Annotated in this window: 17 protein-coding genes; 8 read left to right on the forward strand and 9 right to left on the reverse strand. The window is 60.5% G+C overall.

Features of this window, described 5'->3' with window-relative positions; translation table 11 throughout:
* Positions 1-18: 18 nt before the first annotated feature.
* From CLV87_RS04680 to CLV87_RS04710, 7 genes are all read right to left on the reverse strand, one after another.
* The gene (locus CLV87_RS04680; RefSeq protein WP_099243219.1) at positions 19-1,317 is read right to left on the reverse strand and encodes a M16 family metallopeptidase; all 1,299 of its coding nucleotides are present in this window, start codon (positions 1,315-1,317) and stop codon (positions 19-21) included.
* Entirely contained in the window at positions 1,314-2,669 is a 1,356-nt protein-coding gene (locus CLV87_RS04685; RefSeq protein ID WP_099243218.1) for a M16 family metallopeptidase, read from the reverse strand. Before CLV87_RS04685 ends, CLV87_RS04680 begins: the two co-directional genes overlap by 4 nt.
* 220 nt (positions 2,670-2,889) lie before the next feature.
* The gene (locus CLV87_RS04690; protein ID WP_099243217.1) at positions 2,890-3,414 is read right to left on the reverse strand and encodes a DUF3035 domain-containing protein; all 525 of its coding nucleotides are present in this window, start codon (positions 3,412-3,414) and stop codon (positions 2,890-2,892) included.
* Positions 3,415-3,468: 54 nt separating this feature from the next.
* Positions 3,469-3,975, reverse strand: coding sequence for a signal peptidase II (gene lspA / locus CLV87_RS04695; RefSeq protein ID WP_235871844.1), 507 nt, complete (start codon positions 3,973-3,975; stop codon positions 3,469-3,471).
* Between the two features lie 252 nt (positions 3,976-4,227).
* On the reverse strand, positions 4,228-5,814 hold the full coding sequence (gene purH, locus CLV87_RS04700; protein ID WP_099243216.1) for a bifunctional phosphoribosylaminoimidazolecarboxamide formyltransferase/IMP cyclohydrolase: 1,587 nt from the start codon (positions 5,812-5,814) through the stop codon (positions 4,228-4,230).
* A gap of 32 nt (positions 5,815-5,846) precedes the next feature.
* Positions 5,847-7,592 (reverse strand): heparinase II/III family protein, encoded by a 1,746-nt coding sequence (locus CLV87_RS04705; RefSeq protein ID WP_099244750.1) that lies wholly within the window; start codon positions 7,590-7,592, stop codon positions 5,847-5,849.
* A gap of 102 nt (positions 7,593-7,694) precedes the next feature.
* Positions 7,695-8,987, reverse strand: a complete 1,293-nt coding sequence (locus CLV87_RS04710) for an RsmB/NOP family class I SAM-dependent RNA methyltransferase (protein WP_099243215.1) — start codon at positions 8,985-8,987, stop codon at positions 7,695-7,697.
* A gap of 97 nt (positions 8,988-9,084) precedes the next feature.
* Between CLV87_RS04710 and CLV87_RS04715 the strand changes: the two genes are divergently transcribed.
* Positions 9,085-9,267 carry a DUF1674 domain-containing protein gene (locus tag CLV87_RS04715; RefSeq protein WP_099244748.1) on the forward strand — a complete coding sequence of 61 codons (183 nt, stop codon included), beginning with the start codon at positions 9,085-9,087 and terminating at the stop codon, positions 9,265-9,267.
* A gap of 173 nt (positions 9,268-9,440) precedes the next feature.
* Here CLV87_RS04715 and dapB read toward each other — a convergent pair whose 3' ends face one another.
* Entirely contained in the window at positions 9,441-10,256 is an 816-nt protein-coding gene (dapB, locus tag CLV87_RS04720; RefSeq protein ID WP_099243214.1) for a 4-hydroxy-tetrahydrodipicolinate reductase, read from the reverse strand.
* 86 nt (positions 10,257-10,342) lie between these two features.
* On the opposite strand from dapB, the gene rbfA reads away from it, so the two are divergent.
* From rbfA to lpxK, 7 genes are all read left to right on the forward strand, one after another.
* Complete coding sequence (gene rbfA, locus CLV87_RS04725) at positions 10,343-10,738, forward strand: 30S ribosome-binding factor RbfA (protein ID WP_099243213.1); 396 nt, start codon at positions 10,343-10,345, stop codon at positions 10,736-10,738.
* 16 nt (positions 10,739-10,754) lie between these two features.
* Entirely contained in the window at positions 10,755-11,498 is a 744-nt protein-coding gene (locus CLV87_RS04730; protein ID WP_099243212.1) for a phosphodiester glycosidase family protein, read from the forward strand.
* A 40-nt stretch (positions 11,499-11,538) separates the two neighbouring features.
* Positions 11,539-12,885 (forward strand): TldD/PmbA family protein, encoded by a 1,347-nt coding sequence (locus tag CLV87_RS04735; RefSeq protein ID WP_099243211.1) that lies wholly within the window; start codon positions 11,539-11,541, stop codon positions 12,883-12,885.
* Positions 12,872-13,645 carry an inositol monophosphatase family protein gene (locus CLV87_RS04740; RefSeq protein WP_099243210.1) on the forward strand — a complete coding sequence of 258 codons (774 nt, stop codon included), beginning with the start codon at positions 12,872-12,874 and terminating at the stop codon, positions 13,643-13,645. Before CLV87_RS04735 ends, CLV87_RS04740 begins: the two co-directional genes overlap by 14 nt.
* A gap of 141 nt (positions 13,646-13,786) precedes the next feature.
* A complete protein-coding gene (locus CLV87_RS04745) occupies positions 13,787-14,026 on the forward strand; it encodes a DUF4170 domain-containing protein (RefSeq protein ID WP_099243209.1) in 240 nt (79 codons plus the stop codon).
* Between the two features lie 4 nt (positions 14,027-14,030).
* On the forward strand, positions 14,031-15,233 hold the full coding sequence (locus tag CLV87_RS04750; protein WP_099243208.1) for a 3-deoxy-D-manno-octulosonic acid transferase: 1,203 nt from the start codon (positions 14,031-14,033) through the stop codon (positions 15,231-15,233).
* On the forward strand, positions 15,233-16,225 hold the full coding sequence (gene lpxK, locus CLV87_RS04755) for a tetraacyldisaccharide 4'-kinase (protein ID WP_099243207.1): 993 nt from the start codon (positions 15,233-15,235) through the stop codon (positions 16,223-16,225). The genes CLV87_RS04750 and lpxK overlap by 1 nt, the downstream gene beginning before the upstream one ends.
* On the opposite strand, the gene CLV87_RS04760 is transcribed toward lpxK, so the two are convergent.
* The gene (locus CLV87_RS04760; protein ID WP_099244747.1) at positions 16,226-17,086 is read right to left on the reverse strand and encodes an N-formylglutamate amidohydrolase; all 861 of its coding nucleotides are present in this window, start codon (positions 17,084-17,086) and stop codon (positions 16,226-16,228) included.
* Positions 17,087-17,209: the final 123 nt, after the last annotated feature.

Consider the following 17,209-nt stretch of genomic DNA (forward strand, 5'->3'; position numbering starts at 1 on the left):
AATCCGGCCTCGTAAAGCTCACAACCCTTCCGGTTGGCCAACCACGACAAAATGCAGTTGATCGGGTTGCAAAAGCTCCCCTGCGACGCGTTGGATGTCTTCCAGCGTCACTGCCTCGATATTGGCATTGCGGGTTTTGATGTAATCGGGGCTCAGCCCCTCCATCTGCATGCCAACCAGAATCCGGGCAATCGGCCCATTGCCATCAAACCGCAAGGCATAGCCACCGGTCAGATAGGTTTTGGCGCGATTAAGTTCATCCTCAGTCACCCCCGCGCTTGCCATCTTGGCCCATTCATCGCGAATGACGGAAACCGTTTCGGCAATGCGATCATTGGCCGAGGCCACCCGGCCCAGATAAAGCTCGGCGTGATCCTTGGGGACGAGGTAGGAATAGACCCCATAGGTCAGGCCACGTTTTTCGCGCACCTCATTCATCAGCCGCGCCTCAAACCCGCCGCCGCCAAGAACGACGTTCAGCACATAGGCGGCAAAGAAATCGGGATCGTCGCGCTTCATGCCTTTGTGACCAAAGACCGCCACCGATTGCGGCGTGTCAAAGGGGATCACCGTGACCCCCGCCTTGGTCTGCACGTCGAAATCAGCCGGCATTTCAGGGCCAGAGGCGGGCAGATCCGCCAGCAATTTGTCCAGCAAAGCCCCCAGCTCTTCGGCGGAGATATCGCCAGCGGCAGCCACATAGACCCGATCATCTGCCAAAAGCGATTGATGTGAGGCAAGAATGTCATCGCGTGTCAGTGCCGAAACACTGTCCAGCGTGCCGCTATAGTCCGACCCATAGGGGTGGTCGCCGAACACCAGATTGTCCCAGCTTTGGGTCGCGATGGTGTCCGGATCCTTGGCATCCGACGTAATGCCCGACAGAACCTGCGCACGCACACGATCAATGGCATCCTGATCAAAACGCGGCGCAATGAGGGACTGGCGCAGCAGCTCCATTGCTTCATCCTGAGTTTCGCTCAGAAATTTGGCGGAAATGCTGACCGAGTCGTCGGACACGTCATAGCTGAACTGAGCCGCAATGCTCTCGGTTGCAGCGGCAAAACCGCGGGCATCCAGATCACCGGCCCCTTCTTCGAGCAAGGCAACCATCAGGTTCGCCGCACCACGTTTGCCGGGCGCGTCAAGCGAGGCACCACCCTTAAATCGCAGCTCCAAAGCGACAAAGGGGATGGAAGGCTCTTCGACCAGCCAGGCCGTGTGTCCCGCCTCGCTCTCCACCACTTGGATATCGGTCGAGGCCTGGGCAAACGCGCCGCAGAACATCAGCCCAACTGTCAGAATCAAACGTTTCATTGGCTGACCTCTTGCTTATCTTCACCCATCAGATAGCCGGTGACCGCTTTCTTGCGATCAAACACCTCATGCGCGGCGGCAAGGATGTCTTCGGCGGTGACAGCCTGCAAGATGTCGGGCCAGGCCTGCACATCTTCGACGGTCAACCCCGAGGTCAGCGCCACACCATAGCGGCGCGCCAGACGGTTGGCGTCATCGCGGGCGTAGATGTCCTGTGCCTTGAGCTGAAACTTGATCCGCTCCAACTGGTCGGGATCAATGCCTTCTTCGAGGAATTCGGCAACCGCCGCGTCCAGGGCCGCCTCTCCCTCTTCCAGAGATACCCCTTTGGCGGGCACGATGATCAGGCCAAAGGTTGTGTCATCCAGCGAAACACCGGAATAGAAAGCACTGGTATAGATGGATTTTTGCGTCTCAAACTGCAATTTGCGGTTCAACACGCTGGTTTGACCACCGCCAAGGACTTCTGCCAACAAAGTCAGCGCCGCCGCCTTTTCCTGTGCGCCACTGTCCCGTTCCGGGGCAAGATAGCTGCGCAACACATAGGGTTGCGCCACGCGCGGATCGCTGAACATCAGGCGGCGTTCAACGATCTGTGGTGGTTCCTCGGGACGGTGACGGGCCTCAAGCTCGGGATTGGCCGGGATTGGGCCGTAATGTTCCTTGGCCAGTTTCAGCACGTCCTCGGGTTGCACATCACCGGCGACAATCAGAATGGCGTTATTTGGGGCGTAGAAGCGTTCGAAATAGGCAAGCGCATCGTCAAGGCCAAGGTCGACCATCTCGTGACGCCAGCCGATGATCGGCGTGCCATAGGGATGGTTCAGGTAAAGCGCCGCCATGCGCTGTTCACGAAACAAAGAGCCGGGATCATTTTCAACCCGCTGGTTACGCTCTTCGATGATGACTTCGCGTTCGGTCAAGATATCGGCTTCGGTCAGACGCAGATTGACCATCCGGTCTGCCTCCATCTGCATCATCAGCGGCAGACGATCCGAAGCAACGCGCTGGAAATAGCCGGTGTAATCATAGCTGGTAAAGGCATTGTCGCTGCCGCCATTGGCTGCGACGGTCTTGGAAAACTCGCCGGGGTCCAGCGTTTCGGTCCCTTTGAACATCAGATGTTCGAGGAAATGCGCAATGCCGGATGTGCCGCGGGTTTCATCCGCTGATCCGGCGCGATACCAAACCATATGCACAACGGCAGGCACGCGATGATCTTCGATCACGACCACATCCATGCCATTGTCGAGCTCATAGGTCGTCACCTGGTCAGACGCCGCCGTAACAAGCGACGGGGCAAGGGACATCGTAAAGGCAAAGAGCGATGTCAGTATCGGCAATCGCAGCATCAAAGGCCTCCTCCTGTTAATTTTATGAAAACTTACGTCAGAATTAGTTAACTTCAACCTACCATGACAGGTCTGTTACCTCGGTTCGCCCAGCTTGGCCTGAGATTGAGCAAAGAGACGCCAATGCGCCTGCATTTCAACAGGGCATGACTGATCATACCCCAAAGGGTATGAAACAGGTTGCTGTCATTGGAATTTGGCCCCGGTTTGAACCAGCGGCTTAACGAGTCGGAGGCGGAGCCGTTGGTGTCTGGGCCCCGGCCTTGCGATACCGGATCAACCAATCATAAGGGTCCAGCGACTGGCGGCGATAGGCGCGGTAATACTCATCCTCTGGTACGATTGACCAGGTAAAGAGCGAACGCGTCTTGCGGAAAGCCAGATCTTCGTCAGCCAAAGTTGAGCGGATACCAGCATCGCGGCCATAGCGGCTGGCGCTGGAAATCAAGGCTGTGTCGCCCTTGGGAACACCATCACCCGCCTGCAAACGCGTCGGGTTTCCACCCAATGCGGCGACGGCGTCAGCCTTGGGGTTCTGATCCGTGATGTTTGCCCCACCCGGAGTCGGGGTTGGCAGCTCAGCATAGCTGTCGGGTTGAACCAGCGGTTTTGCGGGAACAATCGAAAACTCTTCGGGTTCGCCGCTATAGGTTTTCAGATTATGAAGGGTGATATCCCGTTCGCGCCCGGCACAAGCTGCCAAGCCCATCAAAGCCACCATTGCCACAAGATGCGCAATTCGCATCGCCACCCTCCGAAATTCATTCTGTGACAGCTTTAACCCAATTGAAAGGCGACGTCACGCAGGCTTTTTGCCTCCGGGAAACAAGACCAGCCCCAATGCCCCGGCAAAGATCGCAATATCGGCGATATTAAAGGCAAACGGGTTGTTTATCCCGCAGCAGGACATGTTGAGAAAGTCCGCAACCGCGCCATAGGCCACACGGTCGACGACATTCCCAAGGGCTCCACCGATCAGCATACCGGCGGAAATCAGCCCATAGCGCCCCGGAGGGTCGCGTCGCATCCAGACCAGAACAAACAGGATGATCCCCAATGCCACGGAAATCAGAATCCAGCGCGTTGCCGGGGCTTCGCCCGCAAGCAGGCCGAAATTGATGCCGTAATTCCACGCCATGCGGAATGTCAGATAGGGTGGAAAGACGTCGATATTCAAACGGGTGACCAGATCCATGATATGGACCACCCAAATCTTGGTCAGTTGATCAACGACAAAGATTATCCCGGCCACGGTCCAAACCAGGCGGAGCATCCCTTGCTGACGTTGTTTCTCAACGCGTTCCATTCTGCCTCACTGCTTCTTATTCAAGGATCGGCACATATCAGCATTCACGTGGAATGGGGACCGGAAATCGATTGCCCTATACGGATGAGCCTGAACCTGCCGATCCGTGTTTTAAATGGTCGAGACGGTGTTTCCCAGCCTTCTCCTAGGGGAATAAGTCAGAGCGGGCTTCAAAAAAAGTTGAGGTCACAGCGAAAATGATCGCCATGACCTCCTTGTCTTTTTCGATGTCTGTGCTCGGTGCCTAACCGCTTAGTGGCGGAAGTGGCGCATGCCGGTGAAGACCATGGCGAGGCCTGCCTCATCCGCGGCGGCAATGACTTCGTCGTCGCGCATGGAGCCGCCGGGTTGGATCACACAGGTTGCGCCAGCGGCGGCGGCTTCCATCAACCCGTCCGGGAAGGGGAAGAACGCATCAGATGCCACGGCAGAGCCTTTGGTCAGCGGCTCAGCCAGGCCCAGCGCTTCGGCCATGCGTTCCGCTTTCTTGGCGGCGATCAGGGCGCTGTCGACGCGGCTCATCTGGCCTGCGCCAACACCTACGGTTGCCCCGTCTTTGACATAGACAATCGCGTTGGATTTGACGTGCTTGGCGACCTTCCAGGCAAAGAGCAGATCGCGCATTTGTTCCTCGGTCGGGGCAACCTTGGTCACCACCTTGAGGTCATCCAGCCCGATATAACCAACATCCTTGTCTTGCATCAGGAAGCCACCGGCCACCTGGCGCAGGGTCTGGCCGCCCACGCGCACATCCGGCAACCCGCCGGTTGTCAGCAGGCGGAGGTTTTTCTTGGCGGCAAAGACCTCTTTGGCCTCATCAGTGGCCTCGGGCGCGATGACCACTTCGGTAAAGATCCCGGTGATTTCGCGCGCGGTATCGGCGTCCAGCGTCTGGTTCAGCGCCACGATGCCCCCAAAGGCCGAGGTACGGTCGCAATCAAAGGCAGCTTTGTAGGCTTCGGTCAGGGTCGCGCCCTTGGCCACACCACAGGGGTTAGCGTGTTTGATGATCGCGCATGCGGCTGTTTCAGCCGGGTCAAACTCGGCGACCAGCTCGAAGGCGGCGTCGGTGTCGTTGATATTGTTATAGGACAGCTCTTTGCCCTGAAGTTGCGCGGCGGTTGCCACACCGGGGCGGCCGGTGCCATCGGTATAAAACGCCGCTTTCTGGTGCGGGTTCTCACCATAGCGCAGGGTCTGAGCGATGCTGCCTGCCACGGCGCGGCGGCGCGGGGCTTCTTGGCCAATCGCGTCGGCCATCCAGCTCGACACAGCCGCGTCATAGGCACCAGTGCGCGCATAGGCGATCTGGGCGGAGCGCTGACGGAAGGCCAGAGTGGTCGCGCCGTTCTGCGTATCCATTTCGGCCAGCAGCGCGTCGTAATCTTCGACATCGACGATGGTGGTCACAAAGCCGTGGTTCTTGGCCGCCGCACGGATCATCGCCGGGCCGCCAATGTCGATGTTTTCGATGCAGGTCTCGTAATCTGCGCCCTTGGCGACTGTCGCCTCGAACGGGTAAAGATTCACCACCAGCAGGTCGATTGCGCCAATGCCATGTTCGTCCATCGCCGCCACGTGCGAGTCATTGTCGCGCAGCGCCAAAAGACCGCCATGCACCATCGGGTGCAGGGTTTTGACGCGGCCATCCATCATTTCGGGAAAACCTGTGACCTCGGCCACATCCTTGACTGCCACACCGGCGTCACGGATGGCGGCAGCAGACCCACCTGTTGACAGGATCTCGACCCCGCGTGCCTCCAGCGCTTTGGCCAGGTCGATGAGACCGGTCTTGTCTGAAACGGAAATAAGCGCGCGGCGGATGGGTTGATCTGTCAAAGGTGTGTCCCCCGGAGTGTGATCAGGATCAATTATATGTCGGCGTCCACCTCTTCCTGCGCCAGGTCGCGAATAGCAACGGCTGTTTCCTGCGCCTTGGCAAAGGACCAGCGGACGCGCGTCGCATACTCCATTGCGCGGCCAGATAAAACGATCTGTTTCGTCGCGCGCGGCTGGAGCCGGCCTTTTTCCAGGTAAACCGAAGGTTCGAGCTCCATCTGGAAGTCACCTTCTGGTCGGAAAACCCATATTTCACCAGACCTTAGCGCCATCGACACCGCCTGCCCGTTCATATCCAGCGCCATATCCACATCCGGGTGCAAATGAAAGCGCACGTCAAAAGGCACACCGGCGAGGCGCAATTTATCCATCGCTTTGTCGAACCGCTTCTTTGCGGGCGAATCAAGGGCGACCAAATAATCCTCGCCCGCCAGCGAGCGACCATCGAGAGACAGTTCGAGACTTCGGGCATGGGTCAGCCCGTGCAGCCCGACATAACCATCCATGCCGCCCTCGAACCGGTAGCTTTCCGGCAGATGGGTCATTTGCACGGGAACATGGCTTGGCAGATCTTCCAACAATTCGCGTTTGGCCGCACCGATCCAACGGGGCGGGGCAAGTCGGGCGCTGGAATAACCCTGCAAGGATAGAGTGGAATGAGACAGCGTGGCGCGCCCGGCCCGGCGCCAATCCTCGCCAAAGCCGCCGCCGGATCCGCAACTGACAACCAAGGGCCGCCGCCCCGAGGTCAGCTCAAACGCCAGGGTCGAAGCATGGGCATGGGCCGAGGCGCTGCCATCGGGCGGCGCGGCGGCGTCGATGATCACCGTGGTGCGGCCCGCCGACAGACGGGCAAAGCCCATCGCCAAACCATCGGGCTGACGGCGTTTGTTGCCCGAGGCCGCTAGCGCCTGATCCAAGCGCCCCTCAAGCCCGCGCCCACCACCATGAAACCGAGCCAATCCGCCATCCGCATGGCGAAGGCTGCGCAGGGTTGGCGCAATATGCGCGATGGCTTCGACATGATCCTCGGACGGGGTTTGCCCAACCTCTTGCAGCGCCAATTGCGCCCATGTCAGCAGGGTAAAGACCTCAAGCAACTCTTCGGGATTGCGGGTGGGAATACCGCCCTGATCGGTGATCTGACGCTTGCATTCCTGCCCCAGAGCCGCACGGGCGGGCTCCACATGATGCTCCATCCCTTCCAGCGAGATCCCGGCATAAAGCAAGCCTGTCAGCGCTTCGAAACGCGGCAGGCCGGGCGCGGCGGTCTGCCAACGTCGCCCCAGAAACCGGGATTGCGCGGCAAGGGCCCGATAAAAGCTCTGGGAATCAACCGATTTCCCGCGCAAAAGAAACAGCGCATGATGCACCCAGCGGATGATACGGCGGCCCGTCAGTTCCGGTGTCCAGCCCGGCCCATGTCCGGCCCCATACCTGTCTATCCAGCCCCAAAGCCAGGATTGCGCCAATTCCCGCGCTTTCAAATCGCCCACGGCGGCCAGATCATCCAGCCAGGCAAAGCTATGTATTTCTTCGACAAAGGCCTCGTCAGGGTGATCGAGATCCCAGATCATCGCCCCCTTGGCCTCGACCAGGTGCCCGGCAAACATCAGGTTTCCGGCAACCAATTGCCGCCCCCGGGCAAAGAAACCAACGGTGCGCGGTTCGGGATTGGACACAAAGGCGGTGGCCGCGCGCGTGCGCGCTGCCATACGCGCATGCATACGGTTCATAACCCGCGCACGCGCGGTTCGCCAGCTTTGCCGTTTGGCCATCTGCACTGCCTCTTGCAACCCTTTTGCGGGTTTGTCTTTGCCCGACACCATATCGCAGGTATTTGACAAAGTCATTAGGGCAAAACGTGCAGGGTCTGGACGTCAGGTTTTGCGCAGAACCGCCATGTAAAACCCGTCCATGCCACCGCGGTCTGCCCAGAAATCCGGCCGCAGGCGCAAACCGCCCTCTTCCGAGCGCCATTCCTCTTCGATCCAAGGGAAATCAAGCGTTTCAACACTGATATCGCTGTGCTTGGCCAGCACTTCTTCGATCTGGCATTCCCCTTCATCCGGGATCAGGCTACAAGTGGCAAAAACCAGCCGCCCGCCGGGTTTGAGCAAGTGCAGAGCGTGATCCAGCATCGCCTCTTGCAGCCCGATCAGCTCGGCGATCTTTTCGCCCTGGTGCGCATGGGGCAGGTCCGGGTGACGGCGGATCGTGCCAGTCGCCGAACAAGGCGCATCCAAGAGCACCGCATCATAAAGCCCGGTATGATCCATCGCATCGCCAACAACCAATTCCGCCGTAAGCCCCGTGCGCTTGAGGTTCTGGCGCACCCGTTTCAGGCGCTGCTCAGACAGATCCAAAGCCGTCACTTGCGCGCTAGCCGCCGCAAGTTGCATGGTCTTGCCGCCCGGGGCCGCGCACATATCAAGAACACGCAAACCCGTGATGTCACCCAGCAATTTCACCGGCAGGGCCGCCGCCGCATCCTGCACCCACCAATCACCCGCCTCATAGCCCGGCAGGCCGGTCACCTGCCCGGCATCCTGCAAGCGGATCGAGCCGGTCGGCAGCAAATCGCCCCCCACAGCCTTGGCCACGGCCTCCGCATCGCCCTTGGCGGTCAGATCAACCGGAGCCCCGGCAAAATGCGCTGCCTCCATGGCTGGAACAGCCTGTGCGCCCCAAGCTTCAACCAGCGGGCCGCGCAACCATTTTGGCAGACGCGGCACCCTTAGCTTGGCCCAGGCCTGATCCGCATCGACGGTCATCTTGCGCAGTACCGCGTTGACCAAGCCTTTGGCCCCCATCGTGGGGCGCGCCGCGGCCGCAAGGTTCACACAATCGCTGACCACCCCATGCGCTGCACCGCCCTGGCACAGCTCAACCGTGCCCAGGCGCAGGATATTCATCACCCGCGTGGTGGGTTTCTTGCGCAAATGATGCTGCAACAAACGATCCGCGCGCTCCATCCCGCGCAGCACATCCGTCGCCAAACGCTGCGCCGCCGCACGATCGGCCGGGCTCAGCCCCTCCAACACCGCCGCATGCTCGGACAAAGGCCGCCCGCGATCCAGAACCTGATCCAACAAATCAACCGCGGCCTTGCGCGCCGGGCTTGGCGCGTTTTTGGGGGCCGATTTGGCGGTCTGGCTGCTTTTCTCTGACATGCATGCTCCTGCGTCTGCGCGCCCGGGTCACCTTGCCTCTGCGCTGCCGCGCCGTATATCAAGGCCGCAAACCCAAGGAAAGCCCGAGGCAAACCTGATGTCTGACACCGAAAACCAGCTCCCCGCCGCCGCACAACGCGCCCTCGCCGAAGCCGCCGAACGCCGCGCCGCCCAAGAGGCCCGCGAACAATCCGCCCCCAAAGAGCTGGGAGGGCGCGATGGCCTCGACCCGGCCCGCTATGGCGATTGGGAGAAAAAGGGCATCGCCATCGATTTCTGAAGCCAGGGCCTGTGGTTTCTCTGGGCTAGAAATATCCCGGGGTGAATTGTCGCTTGCGACAGGAGGGGCAGCGCCCCTTTCGCCCGACATCCCGCGCCCCGCATCCCCCGCTCTGAGCAGGGCGCAGGGGTGGGCGGGTGGGCTGTGCCCTGCTCAGAGTGGGGGATGCGGGGTTAGCCCTTCAGCCCCAGCACGTCCAACATGTCATATTCACCCGGCGCTTTATCCTGCCCCCAAAGCGCTGCTTTCAAGGCCCCACGCGCAAACAAGGAGCGATCCGACGCCATATGTTTGATCGAGATCCGCTCACCCCCGGTGGCAAACAAAACCTCATGCTCGCCCACAATGTCGCCGCCGCGCACCGCGTGAAACCCGATATCACCTTTTTTGCGCGCGCCGGTGATGCCATCACGGCCACGATCTGACACTTCGTCAAGATCAACGCCACGCCCCTCAGCCGCCGCTTCGCCCAGCATCAAAGCTGTGCCGGATGGCGCATCAACTTTGCGGTTGTGATGGGCCTCGATGATCTCGATATCCCAATCCGCGTCCAGCGCCGCCGCCACCTGTTTGGTGACTTGCGTCAACAGGTTGACCCCAAGGCTCATATTACCGGCCCGTACGATCACTGCATGACGTGCGGCCACATGGATCTTTTGCAGGTCTTCTTCGGTCATGCCCGTGGTGCCAATCACATGCACCGCGCGGGCCTGCGCCGCCAAAGCGGCGAACTCTACCGTCGCCGCCGGGGCCGTGAAATCAATCACCGCCTGCGCCTTGGCAAAGACCTCCAGCGCGTCATCGCTGACTGCGATACCCAGCGCCGCAGCGCCCATGGCCTCACCCAAATCGCGCCCGACCCAGTCGTGACCGGCCCGCTCCAATGCCCCGACCAGCCGCAATTTGTCATGCGCCAGGATCTCACGCACCAGCATCTGCCCCATCCGGCCAGAAACCCCTGTCACCACCACGCCCGGCTGTTCGGTCATTGCTTTTCTCCAAAATTTGCTTATCGCCTCCTTACCCGGCCCAAGCGCGCTTGGCAAAGGGGGGACAACCGCTTAAGTCTGACCGCATGGCAAAAAACAAATCCAAAGAACATTCCGGCCCCCGTCAACGTCAGTTGCGCGTCGCCGAGTTGATCCGGCGCAAACTGTCGGAGATCCTGTTGCGGGGCGAAATCCATGACCCCGACCTCAACCGTCTGTCGCTGACCGTCGGCGATGTGCGCGTGTCCCCTGACCTGCGCGTCGCCACCGTTTATGTCGTCCCGTTGGGCGGCAAGGGCGAAGAGGAAATGAACGCGATCCTGCGCCGCAACAAAGGCGAACTTCGCCGTGCTGTCACCCATGGTCTCAGCCTGAAATTCGCGCCCGAGCTGCGCTTTCGCCTCGATGACACCTTTGACCGCATGGATGAAACCCGCCGCCTTTTTGAGCAAGAAGAGGTGCGCCGGGATCTGGACAAATGAGGTAACCCCGTTGCGCATGCGCTCTCTCGTTTTCACTTTGGCCGCGATGTTTCTGGCCCCCGCCGCCGCGCAGGCGGTGGAGTGCGAGCGGCTGAGCTTCAAAAGCAACGGGTTCACGATTTGCCGGGTGGATGCCAGCACAGAAGCACTAAGCCTGTTTCTGAACGATCAGAACGGCGCGCCGCTTGGGTCCTTTGAAACCGTGCAGCTGAAACTGCGCGGATTGGGGCGGCGGCTGGTTTTTGCGATGAATGCGGGCATGTATCACGATGATCGCCGCCCAGTTGGCCATTATGTCGAGAATGGCCAGGAATCGATGCGCGTGATCTCAAACCCCGGACCGGGGAATTTTGGCCTTTTGCCCAATGGCATTTTCTGCATCCGTCCGGAGCGCGCCGATGTCATAGAAACGCGCGCCTATCTCGCGCAGAAACCGCAATGCCGCCACGCCACCCAATCCGGTCCGATGCTGGTGATCGACGGGCAGATGCATCCACGCTTTCTGAAAAGCAGCACGTCACGTTTCATTCGCAATGGTGTCGGCACCAGCGCGGATGGGAGCGAGGCGATCTTTGTAATTTCAGACAATGCGGTCACCTTTTACGAATTTGCAGAACTCTTTCGCGATGAATTGGGCACGCCCAACGCGCTGTTTCTGGATGGCAATGTCTCGCGCCTTTATGCGCCCGAGCTTGGCCGATCCGATAGCGGGCGGCGCATGGGCCCCATCGTCGGGGTTTCCATACCGGCAGGCCAATAGGGCCCGCCCCGATGCGCGACAAACCAACTGAGGATATCAGATGACGCTTTCCCCCCAAGACCTGACCCAAGCGCTTTTGGACGCGGCCAAGAAAGCCGGGGCCGACAGCGCCGATGCCATGGCCTTGGCGGGCACCTCGATCAGCATTGATGTGCGCGACGGCAAGCTGGAGCAGGCAGAACGTTCCGAGGGGCAGGATATTGGGTTGCGCGTGTTTTTGGGGCAGCGCAGCGCCATTGTTTCAGCCTCGGACACCCGGCCAGAGACCATGAAAACCATGGCCGAACGCGCGGTGGCTATGGCCAAGGAAGCCCCCGAAGACCCCTATGCGGGTTTGGCCGATCCAAGCCAATTGGCGCAGGATTGGAATGTCGACGCACTTGAGCTGTTCGACCCCAGCGACGAACCAGCACCAGCCGATTTGCAATCTGATGCCCAGCGCGTCGAAGCGGCAGCCCTGAGCCAGGAGGGCATCACGCAGATCCATTCCACATCCGCGGGCTATGGCTCGACCGATGTGGCTCTGGCGGCCAGCAACGGGTTTTCCGGTGGTTATCGCCGCACCTCGCGCTCCATGTCCTGCGTGGCGATTGCGGGCGAAGGGCTGAGCATGGAGCGCGATTATGATGGCGATGGCCGTGTGTTCCAAAGCGAATTGCGCAGCCCCGAAGAGATCGGGGAAACCGCGGCCAAGCGCGCCCTGGCCCGGATGAACCCGCAGAAACCCAAGACCGGGGCCTATCCGGTCTTGTTTGACGAACGGATTTCATCCTCGTTGATCGGGCATCTTTTGGCGGCGGCCAACGGATCGGCCATTGCGCGCGGGGCGTCTTGGCTGCTGAACGATCTCGGTGGGCAAGTTCTGCCCAAAGGGGTTGATCTGGTCGAAAATCCGCATCGCCCGCGCAAATCCGCATCGCGCCCTTTTGACGCCGAGGGCCTGCCAACAAAGGTGCGCCAGGTGATCAGCGACGGGGTGCTGCAGGGGTGGACTTTGGATCTCGCCAATGCGCGCAAGCTTGGCCTGCAATCGACGGGCAATGCCGCGCGCTCGGTCTCGGGCGGGATTGGTCCGGCGACCTGGAACATGGAATTGACCCAAGGCAGTGCCAGCCAGGCCGAGCTGATGCAGCAGATGGGCACTGGGTTGTTGGTGACCTCGATGATCGGGTCGACCATCAACCCGAACACCGGTGATTATTCCCGTGGCGCGTCCGGGATCTGGATCGAAAACGGGGAACCGGCCTATCCGGTGTCTGGCGTCACCATTGCGGGCAATCTGCGCGATATGCTGGGCTCGATTATCCCAGGCAATGATGCGCGGCCCTGGCTGACCTATGTTGTCCCCTCTCTGCTGGTCGAAGGGTTGACCCTTGCCGGCGAGTGATCTGACCTTATTGACGGAAATCGCGCTTAGGGCCGGTGAGATTGCGCGCAGTTTTGTTGGCAATGAGCTGAGCATTCAGCAAAAGCCCGACGATGCAGGGCCGGTCACTGCGGCTGATCTGGCCGTGAACACCATGCTTGAGGACCGCTTGCGCGAGGCGCGACCGGATTATGGCTGGCTGTCCGAAGAAAGCACCGATGATGACACCCGCCAAGGCAAAGAGCGGGTGTTTGTGGTCGACCCCATCGATGGCACTCGGGCCTTTATTGAGGGGGGCAAGACGTGGTCCCATGCTTTGGCCGTGGTCGAAAATGGTGAGCCGGTGGCGGCGGTGGTTTACCTGCCGATGATGGACAAGGTCTATACCGCCACGCGCGGCCAGGGCGCGCGGCTGAACGGGTTGCCCATTGGGGTCAGCGCGACGAAACAGCCGGATGAGGCCAATGTTCTGGCTGTCAAACACAGTGCGGACCCGCAGTTCTGGACCCACCCTGTCCCCAATTTCAAACGCCATCACCGCCCCTCACTGGCCTATCGGCTCAGCCTTGTGGCGCAGGGACGCTATGATGCGATGTTCACCTTTCGGCGCAGTTGGGAATGGGACATTGCCGCCGGGGCGCTGATCCTCGCCGAGGCGGGCGCGCGGGTCACGGATCGGCGCGGGTCTCCGCTTCGGTTCAACAACCCAGTACCGCAAACCGACGGCGTGGTTGGGGCTAACCCGAAATTGCACGCCGCCCTACTGGATCGCATGGCGTGACAGTTGGGTTGAGACCCGGTGTCTCACCCCGCTTGACCCCACCCCGAACATGACTAGGCTTGCTGCAAGCGCAAAACCCGGCCTGCTCGCCTGAATGGGCCGGGAACTTCAAGGCCCTGATACCCAATTGAAAGAGGCTCCATGCAACGGCTTCATCTTGTCTTTGGCGGCGAATTGACCGACCCGTCCACCACCGTGTTCCGCAATATCGACGAAATCGACATTGTCGGGATCTTCCCCAATTACGAAGCGGCCTTTAACGCCTGGAAAGCTGCTGCGCAGCGCACGGTCGATAACGCCCATATGCGTTATTTCATCGCCCACCTGCACCGGTTGCGCGACGAAGAACAATCCGCCTCGAGCACCGAGGAGCTCGGCTAAGCCCATGTCGCGCCGCGCGTTATCGCTTGCAGCCTATTTGGCCTATGCGCGCGGCAGCGCTTTTGCAAAACCCATTTCGTTGCCGGATCGCCCTTCGGGTCCGGTGATCTGGGCCTATGCCGAAGAACACGAACAAGGCCGGGCTTTGGGCAGCCTATGCGCCCGGCTTTTGGGCATTCGGCCCGAAATCAGCGTCTTTGCCTCTGGCAAAATACCGGTGCGCCCTGATCTGACCCACATAAGCTTGCCCGCCGAAACCGTGGCGGAATGCGCGCAATTCGCCAGCGGCCTGCGCCCCGACATCGTCTTGTGGACCGGGCGCAGCTTGCGCCCTGCCCTGCTGGATGAGCTTAAGAAACAAGGGGCCTATCTGATCGCTTTGGATGCCCGCGACAAGCTGTGGCAAACCCCTGCTCCGCGTTGGATGCCAGACCCCGGCCCCGCCACGCTGACCCTTTTTGACAGCTTTTACACGGTGGATGCCTCGGCCAATCGCAGGCTGCGCAGGCTGGGGGTTGATCGCGAGCTGTTGCGCAAAAAGGGGCCGTTGATCGACAATGATCCCCCGCCGCCTTGTGACGATCAAACACATGAAGAGCTGGCGCAGATCCTGTCCGGCCGCCCGGTCTGGTTGGCGGCAAACCTGCAATCGGACGAGGCCGGAGACATTTTGCGCGCCCATCGCATGGCCACCCGTCTGGCCCATCGCCTGTTGCTGATCATGGTCCCGGCCAGCGAAGACGACTATCCGCGCATGAAGGCCGAGGCCGATGAGCTGCAAATGCGGATATGCAATTGGGATTTGGGCGAAACGCCGGATGAGTTAACCCAAGTGCTGATCACCGAAACGCCTGAGGAGTTAGGCCTGTGGTATCGGCTTGCCCCTTTGGTTTTCCTTGGCGGCTCACTGACAGCCGGGCATGGCGGACAAGACCCTTTTCTGGCGGCGGCTTTGGGTGCGGCGATCCTTTATGGGCCAAATGTCGGCCAGCATGTCGATGCCTATTCGCGTCTGGTCGAAGCCGGAGCCGCACGGATCGTGCGCGACGCTGACAGTCTGGCGGCGGCGGTCTCGCATCTGGTGGCACCGGATCAGGCCGCTGTCATGGCCCATGCGGGCTGGGATCTGGTTTCCTCGGGCGCGGCCCTTGTCGATGCGGTGCTGTCCGAGATATGCGCAGAGCTCGACAAAGAAGGAGAGCCTTGATGCGCCCGCCCCGTTTCTGGCTGACATCCCCGGACAAACCTGCCCTGCGCGCCCGCCTGCTGGCCCCTTTGGCAGCTTTGACGGCGCGGGCAACAGCGAGGCGGGTGGCGCGTGCACCGGATATCACGGCTGATGTCCCGGTGATTTGCATTGGCAATATCAATGCCGGGGGCACGGGCAAGACACCAACAACCATCGCGCTTGCCCAACACCTGATGGCACGCGGTTTGACCGTACACGTTGTGTCGCGCGGCTATGGCGGCAGTCTGAGCGGCCCGGTTGAAGTTGATCCCCGTCAACACAGGGCAGATCAAACCGGCGACGAGCCCTTGTTGATTGCCGCCTTTACCCGCACCTGGGTCGCCAAGGATCGCGCTGCCGGGGTGCGCGCCGCGCAAGAGGCCGGTGCCGAGATCATCCTGCTGGATGATGGTATGCAAAACCCAAGCGTGAAGAAGGACCTGACCCTTGTCACGGTGGACGCGGTTGTGGGCTTTGCCAATGGGCGTTGTCTGCCCGCCGGTCCCTTGCGCGAACCTGTGGCTGAGGGGCTGAAGCGGGCGGATTTTGTTCTTTCCATCGGGCAGGACGCCGCTCAGACACGCTTTGCCGAGACCTGGGGGGACGCTCTGACCGTGCCGCACCTGACCGGCAAGCTGGAACCGTTGCAAACCGGCATGGATTGGCAAGACCTGCCCGCCCTGGCCTTTGCCGGTATCGGCCACCCCGAGAAATTCTTTGCCACCCTGCGCGGCCTCGGGGCCGATATCAAACGCGCCGAAGCTTTGGCAGATCACCAAAGCTTTTCCCCCTCGCTGCTGTCACGGCTTGAGACCGAGGCGCGCATGCTGGGCGCGCAATTGGTCACCACGGAAAAAGACGCAGTGCGCCTGCCGCCCGAGTTTCGACCAAAGGTTCTGGTGGTTCCAGTCAGGTTGCAAATCGCAGATACCAGCGCGCTGGATGCCGCTTTGGATCGTCTACTTGGCTGACTATTCCGCCGCCAACTGTTCCTGTTGTTGCGGGCCTATTGCGGCCAATTCAGCCACCACACCACGCAGCAATTTGCGGAAAGGGTGGAAATTGCCATTCGGGCGTACTGTTTTCTCATCCATATAGATCGAGCGATCAATCTCGATCTGGATGGCGTGCTGGTTCTGCGAGGGGCGGCCGTAGTGCTGAGTGATAAAGGCCCCGGCAAAGGGCGCATTGCGCACCACACGCAAACCGGCCTGGGCAAAGGCCGCCTCAACCCGCTCAACAATCTCGGAACTGGCCGAAGCCCCGAACCGATCGCCGATCACGATCTGTGGCAGATCACCCTTTTTGCCGCTTTGGCGCACGGCCTCATGTGGCATGGAATGGCAGTCAATCAAGACGCTGGTGCCAAACTGCGCGCGCGACTGCACCAAAAGCTCACCCAACTTGTCGTGATAGGGCCGCCAGATCCGGGTGATTCGCTTATCCGCCTCGGATCTCGGCAATTTGCCGCGATAAATTGCGCGCCCATTGGCCACGACGCGCGGCACAACCCCAAGGCCCGAAGCAATGCGCGGATTGTTCCCTGCCTTGCGCACACCGTCGATCAGAGCCGGGTCCAGCTCATCACAGGCGCGGTTCAAATCCACATAGGCCCGCGGGGCCCCGGCGCGCAAAAACGCCGCACCGAATTGCGGCGCACAGTCAAACAGCCTGTCTACAAAGGCGTCTTCTGAGGAGCGTATGGTATGCTCATCCAGAATCGTTCCGCGCAGGAAAGACCACGGATAATCGCGCCCGCTATGGGGCGAAGCAAATACAACGCAGGATGTAAACTCATCCGGCAAATGCAAGTGGTACGACGTGCTGGGCATCCGCGCTCCTTTGTCTTGGATCATAACCAGAAAAAAACCTCTATCAACGCTCTTGATCCCCGTTCCGACTCCTTTTATAGAGCGCGAACCGGCGCGGTGATCCGCGCCCCGTTTTATTTCGGG

The sequence above is a fragment of the Pelagimonas phthalicica genome (assembly GCF_004364805.1).
Lineage (GTDB): Bacteria > Pseudomonadota > Alphaproteobacteria > Rhodobacterales > Rhodobacteraceae > Pelagimonas > Pelagimonas phthalicica.

What these genes read in the sequence shown, in the direction of transcription:
- lpxK (WP_099243207.1), top strand. Translation starts at nt 15,233, where the DNA reads ATGCGCCCGCCCCGTTTCTGGCTGACATCCCCGGACAAACCTGCCCTG.
- CLV87_RS04715 (WP_099244748.1), top strand. Translation starts at nt 9,085, where the DNA reads ATGTCTGACACCGAAAACCAGCTCCCCGCCGCCGCACAACGCGCCCTC.
- rbfA (WP_099243213.1), top strand. Translation starts at nt 10,343, where the DNA reads ATGGCAAAAAACAAATCCAAAGAACATTCCGGCCCCCGTCAACGTCAG.
- CLV87_RS04705 (WP_099244750.1), bottom strand. Translation starts at nt 7,592, where the DNA reads ATGGCCAAACGGCAAAGCTGGCGAACCGCGCGTGCGCGGGTTATGAAC.
- CLV87_RS04685 (WP_099243218.1), bottom strand. Translation starts at nt 2,669, where the DNA reads ATGCTGCGATTGCCGATACTGACATCGCTCTTTGCCTTTACGATGTCC.
- CLV87_RS04745 (WP_099243209.1), top strand. Translation starts at nt 13,787, where the DNA reads ATGCAACGGCTTCATCTTGTCTTTGGCGGCGAATTGACCGACCCGTCC.
- CLV87_RS04690 (WP_099243217.1), bottom strand. Translation starts at nt 3,414, where the DNA reads ATGCGAATTGCGCATCTTGTGGCAATGGTGGCTTTGATGGGCTTGGCA.
- CLV87_RS04680 (WP_099243219.1), bottom strand. Translation starts at nt 1,317, where the DNA reads ATGAAACGTTTGATTCTGACAGTTGGGCTGATGTTCTGCGGCGCGTTT.
- lspA (WP_235871844.1), bottom strand. Translation starts at nt 3,975, where the DNA reads ATGGAACGCGTTGAGAAACAACGTCAGCAAGGGATGCTCCGCCTGGTT.
- CLV87_RS04760 (WP_099244747.1), bottom strand. Translation starts at nt 17,086, where the DNA reads ATGCCCAGCACGTCGTACCACTTGCATTTGCCGGATGAGTTTACATCC.
- dapB (WP_099243214.1), bottom strand. Translation starts at nt 10,256, where the DNA reads ATGACCGAACAGCCGGGCGTGGTGGTGACAGGGGTTTCTGGCCGGATG.
- CLV87_RS04735 (WP_099243211.1), top strand. Translation starts at nt 11,539, where the DNA reads ATGACGCTTTCCCCCCAAGACCTGACCCAAGCGCTTTTGGACGCGGCC.
- CLV87_RS04750 (WP_099243208.1), top strand. Translation starts at nt 14,031, where the DNA reads ATGTCGCGCCGCGCGTTATCGCTTGCAGCCTATTTGGCCTATGCGCGC.
- CLV87_RS04710 (WP_099243215.1), bottom strand. Translation starts at nt 8,987, where the DNA reads ATGTCAGAGAAAAGCAGCCAGACCGCCAAATCGGCCCCCAAAAACGCG.
- CLV87_RS04730 (WP_099243212.1), top strand. Translation starts at nt 10,755, where the DNA reads ATGCGCTCTCTCGTTTTCACTTTGGCCGCGATGTTTCTGGCCCCCGCC.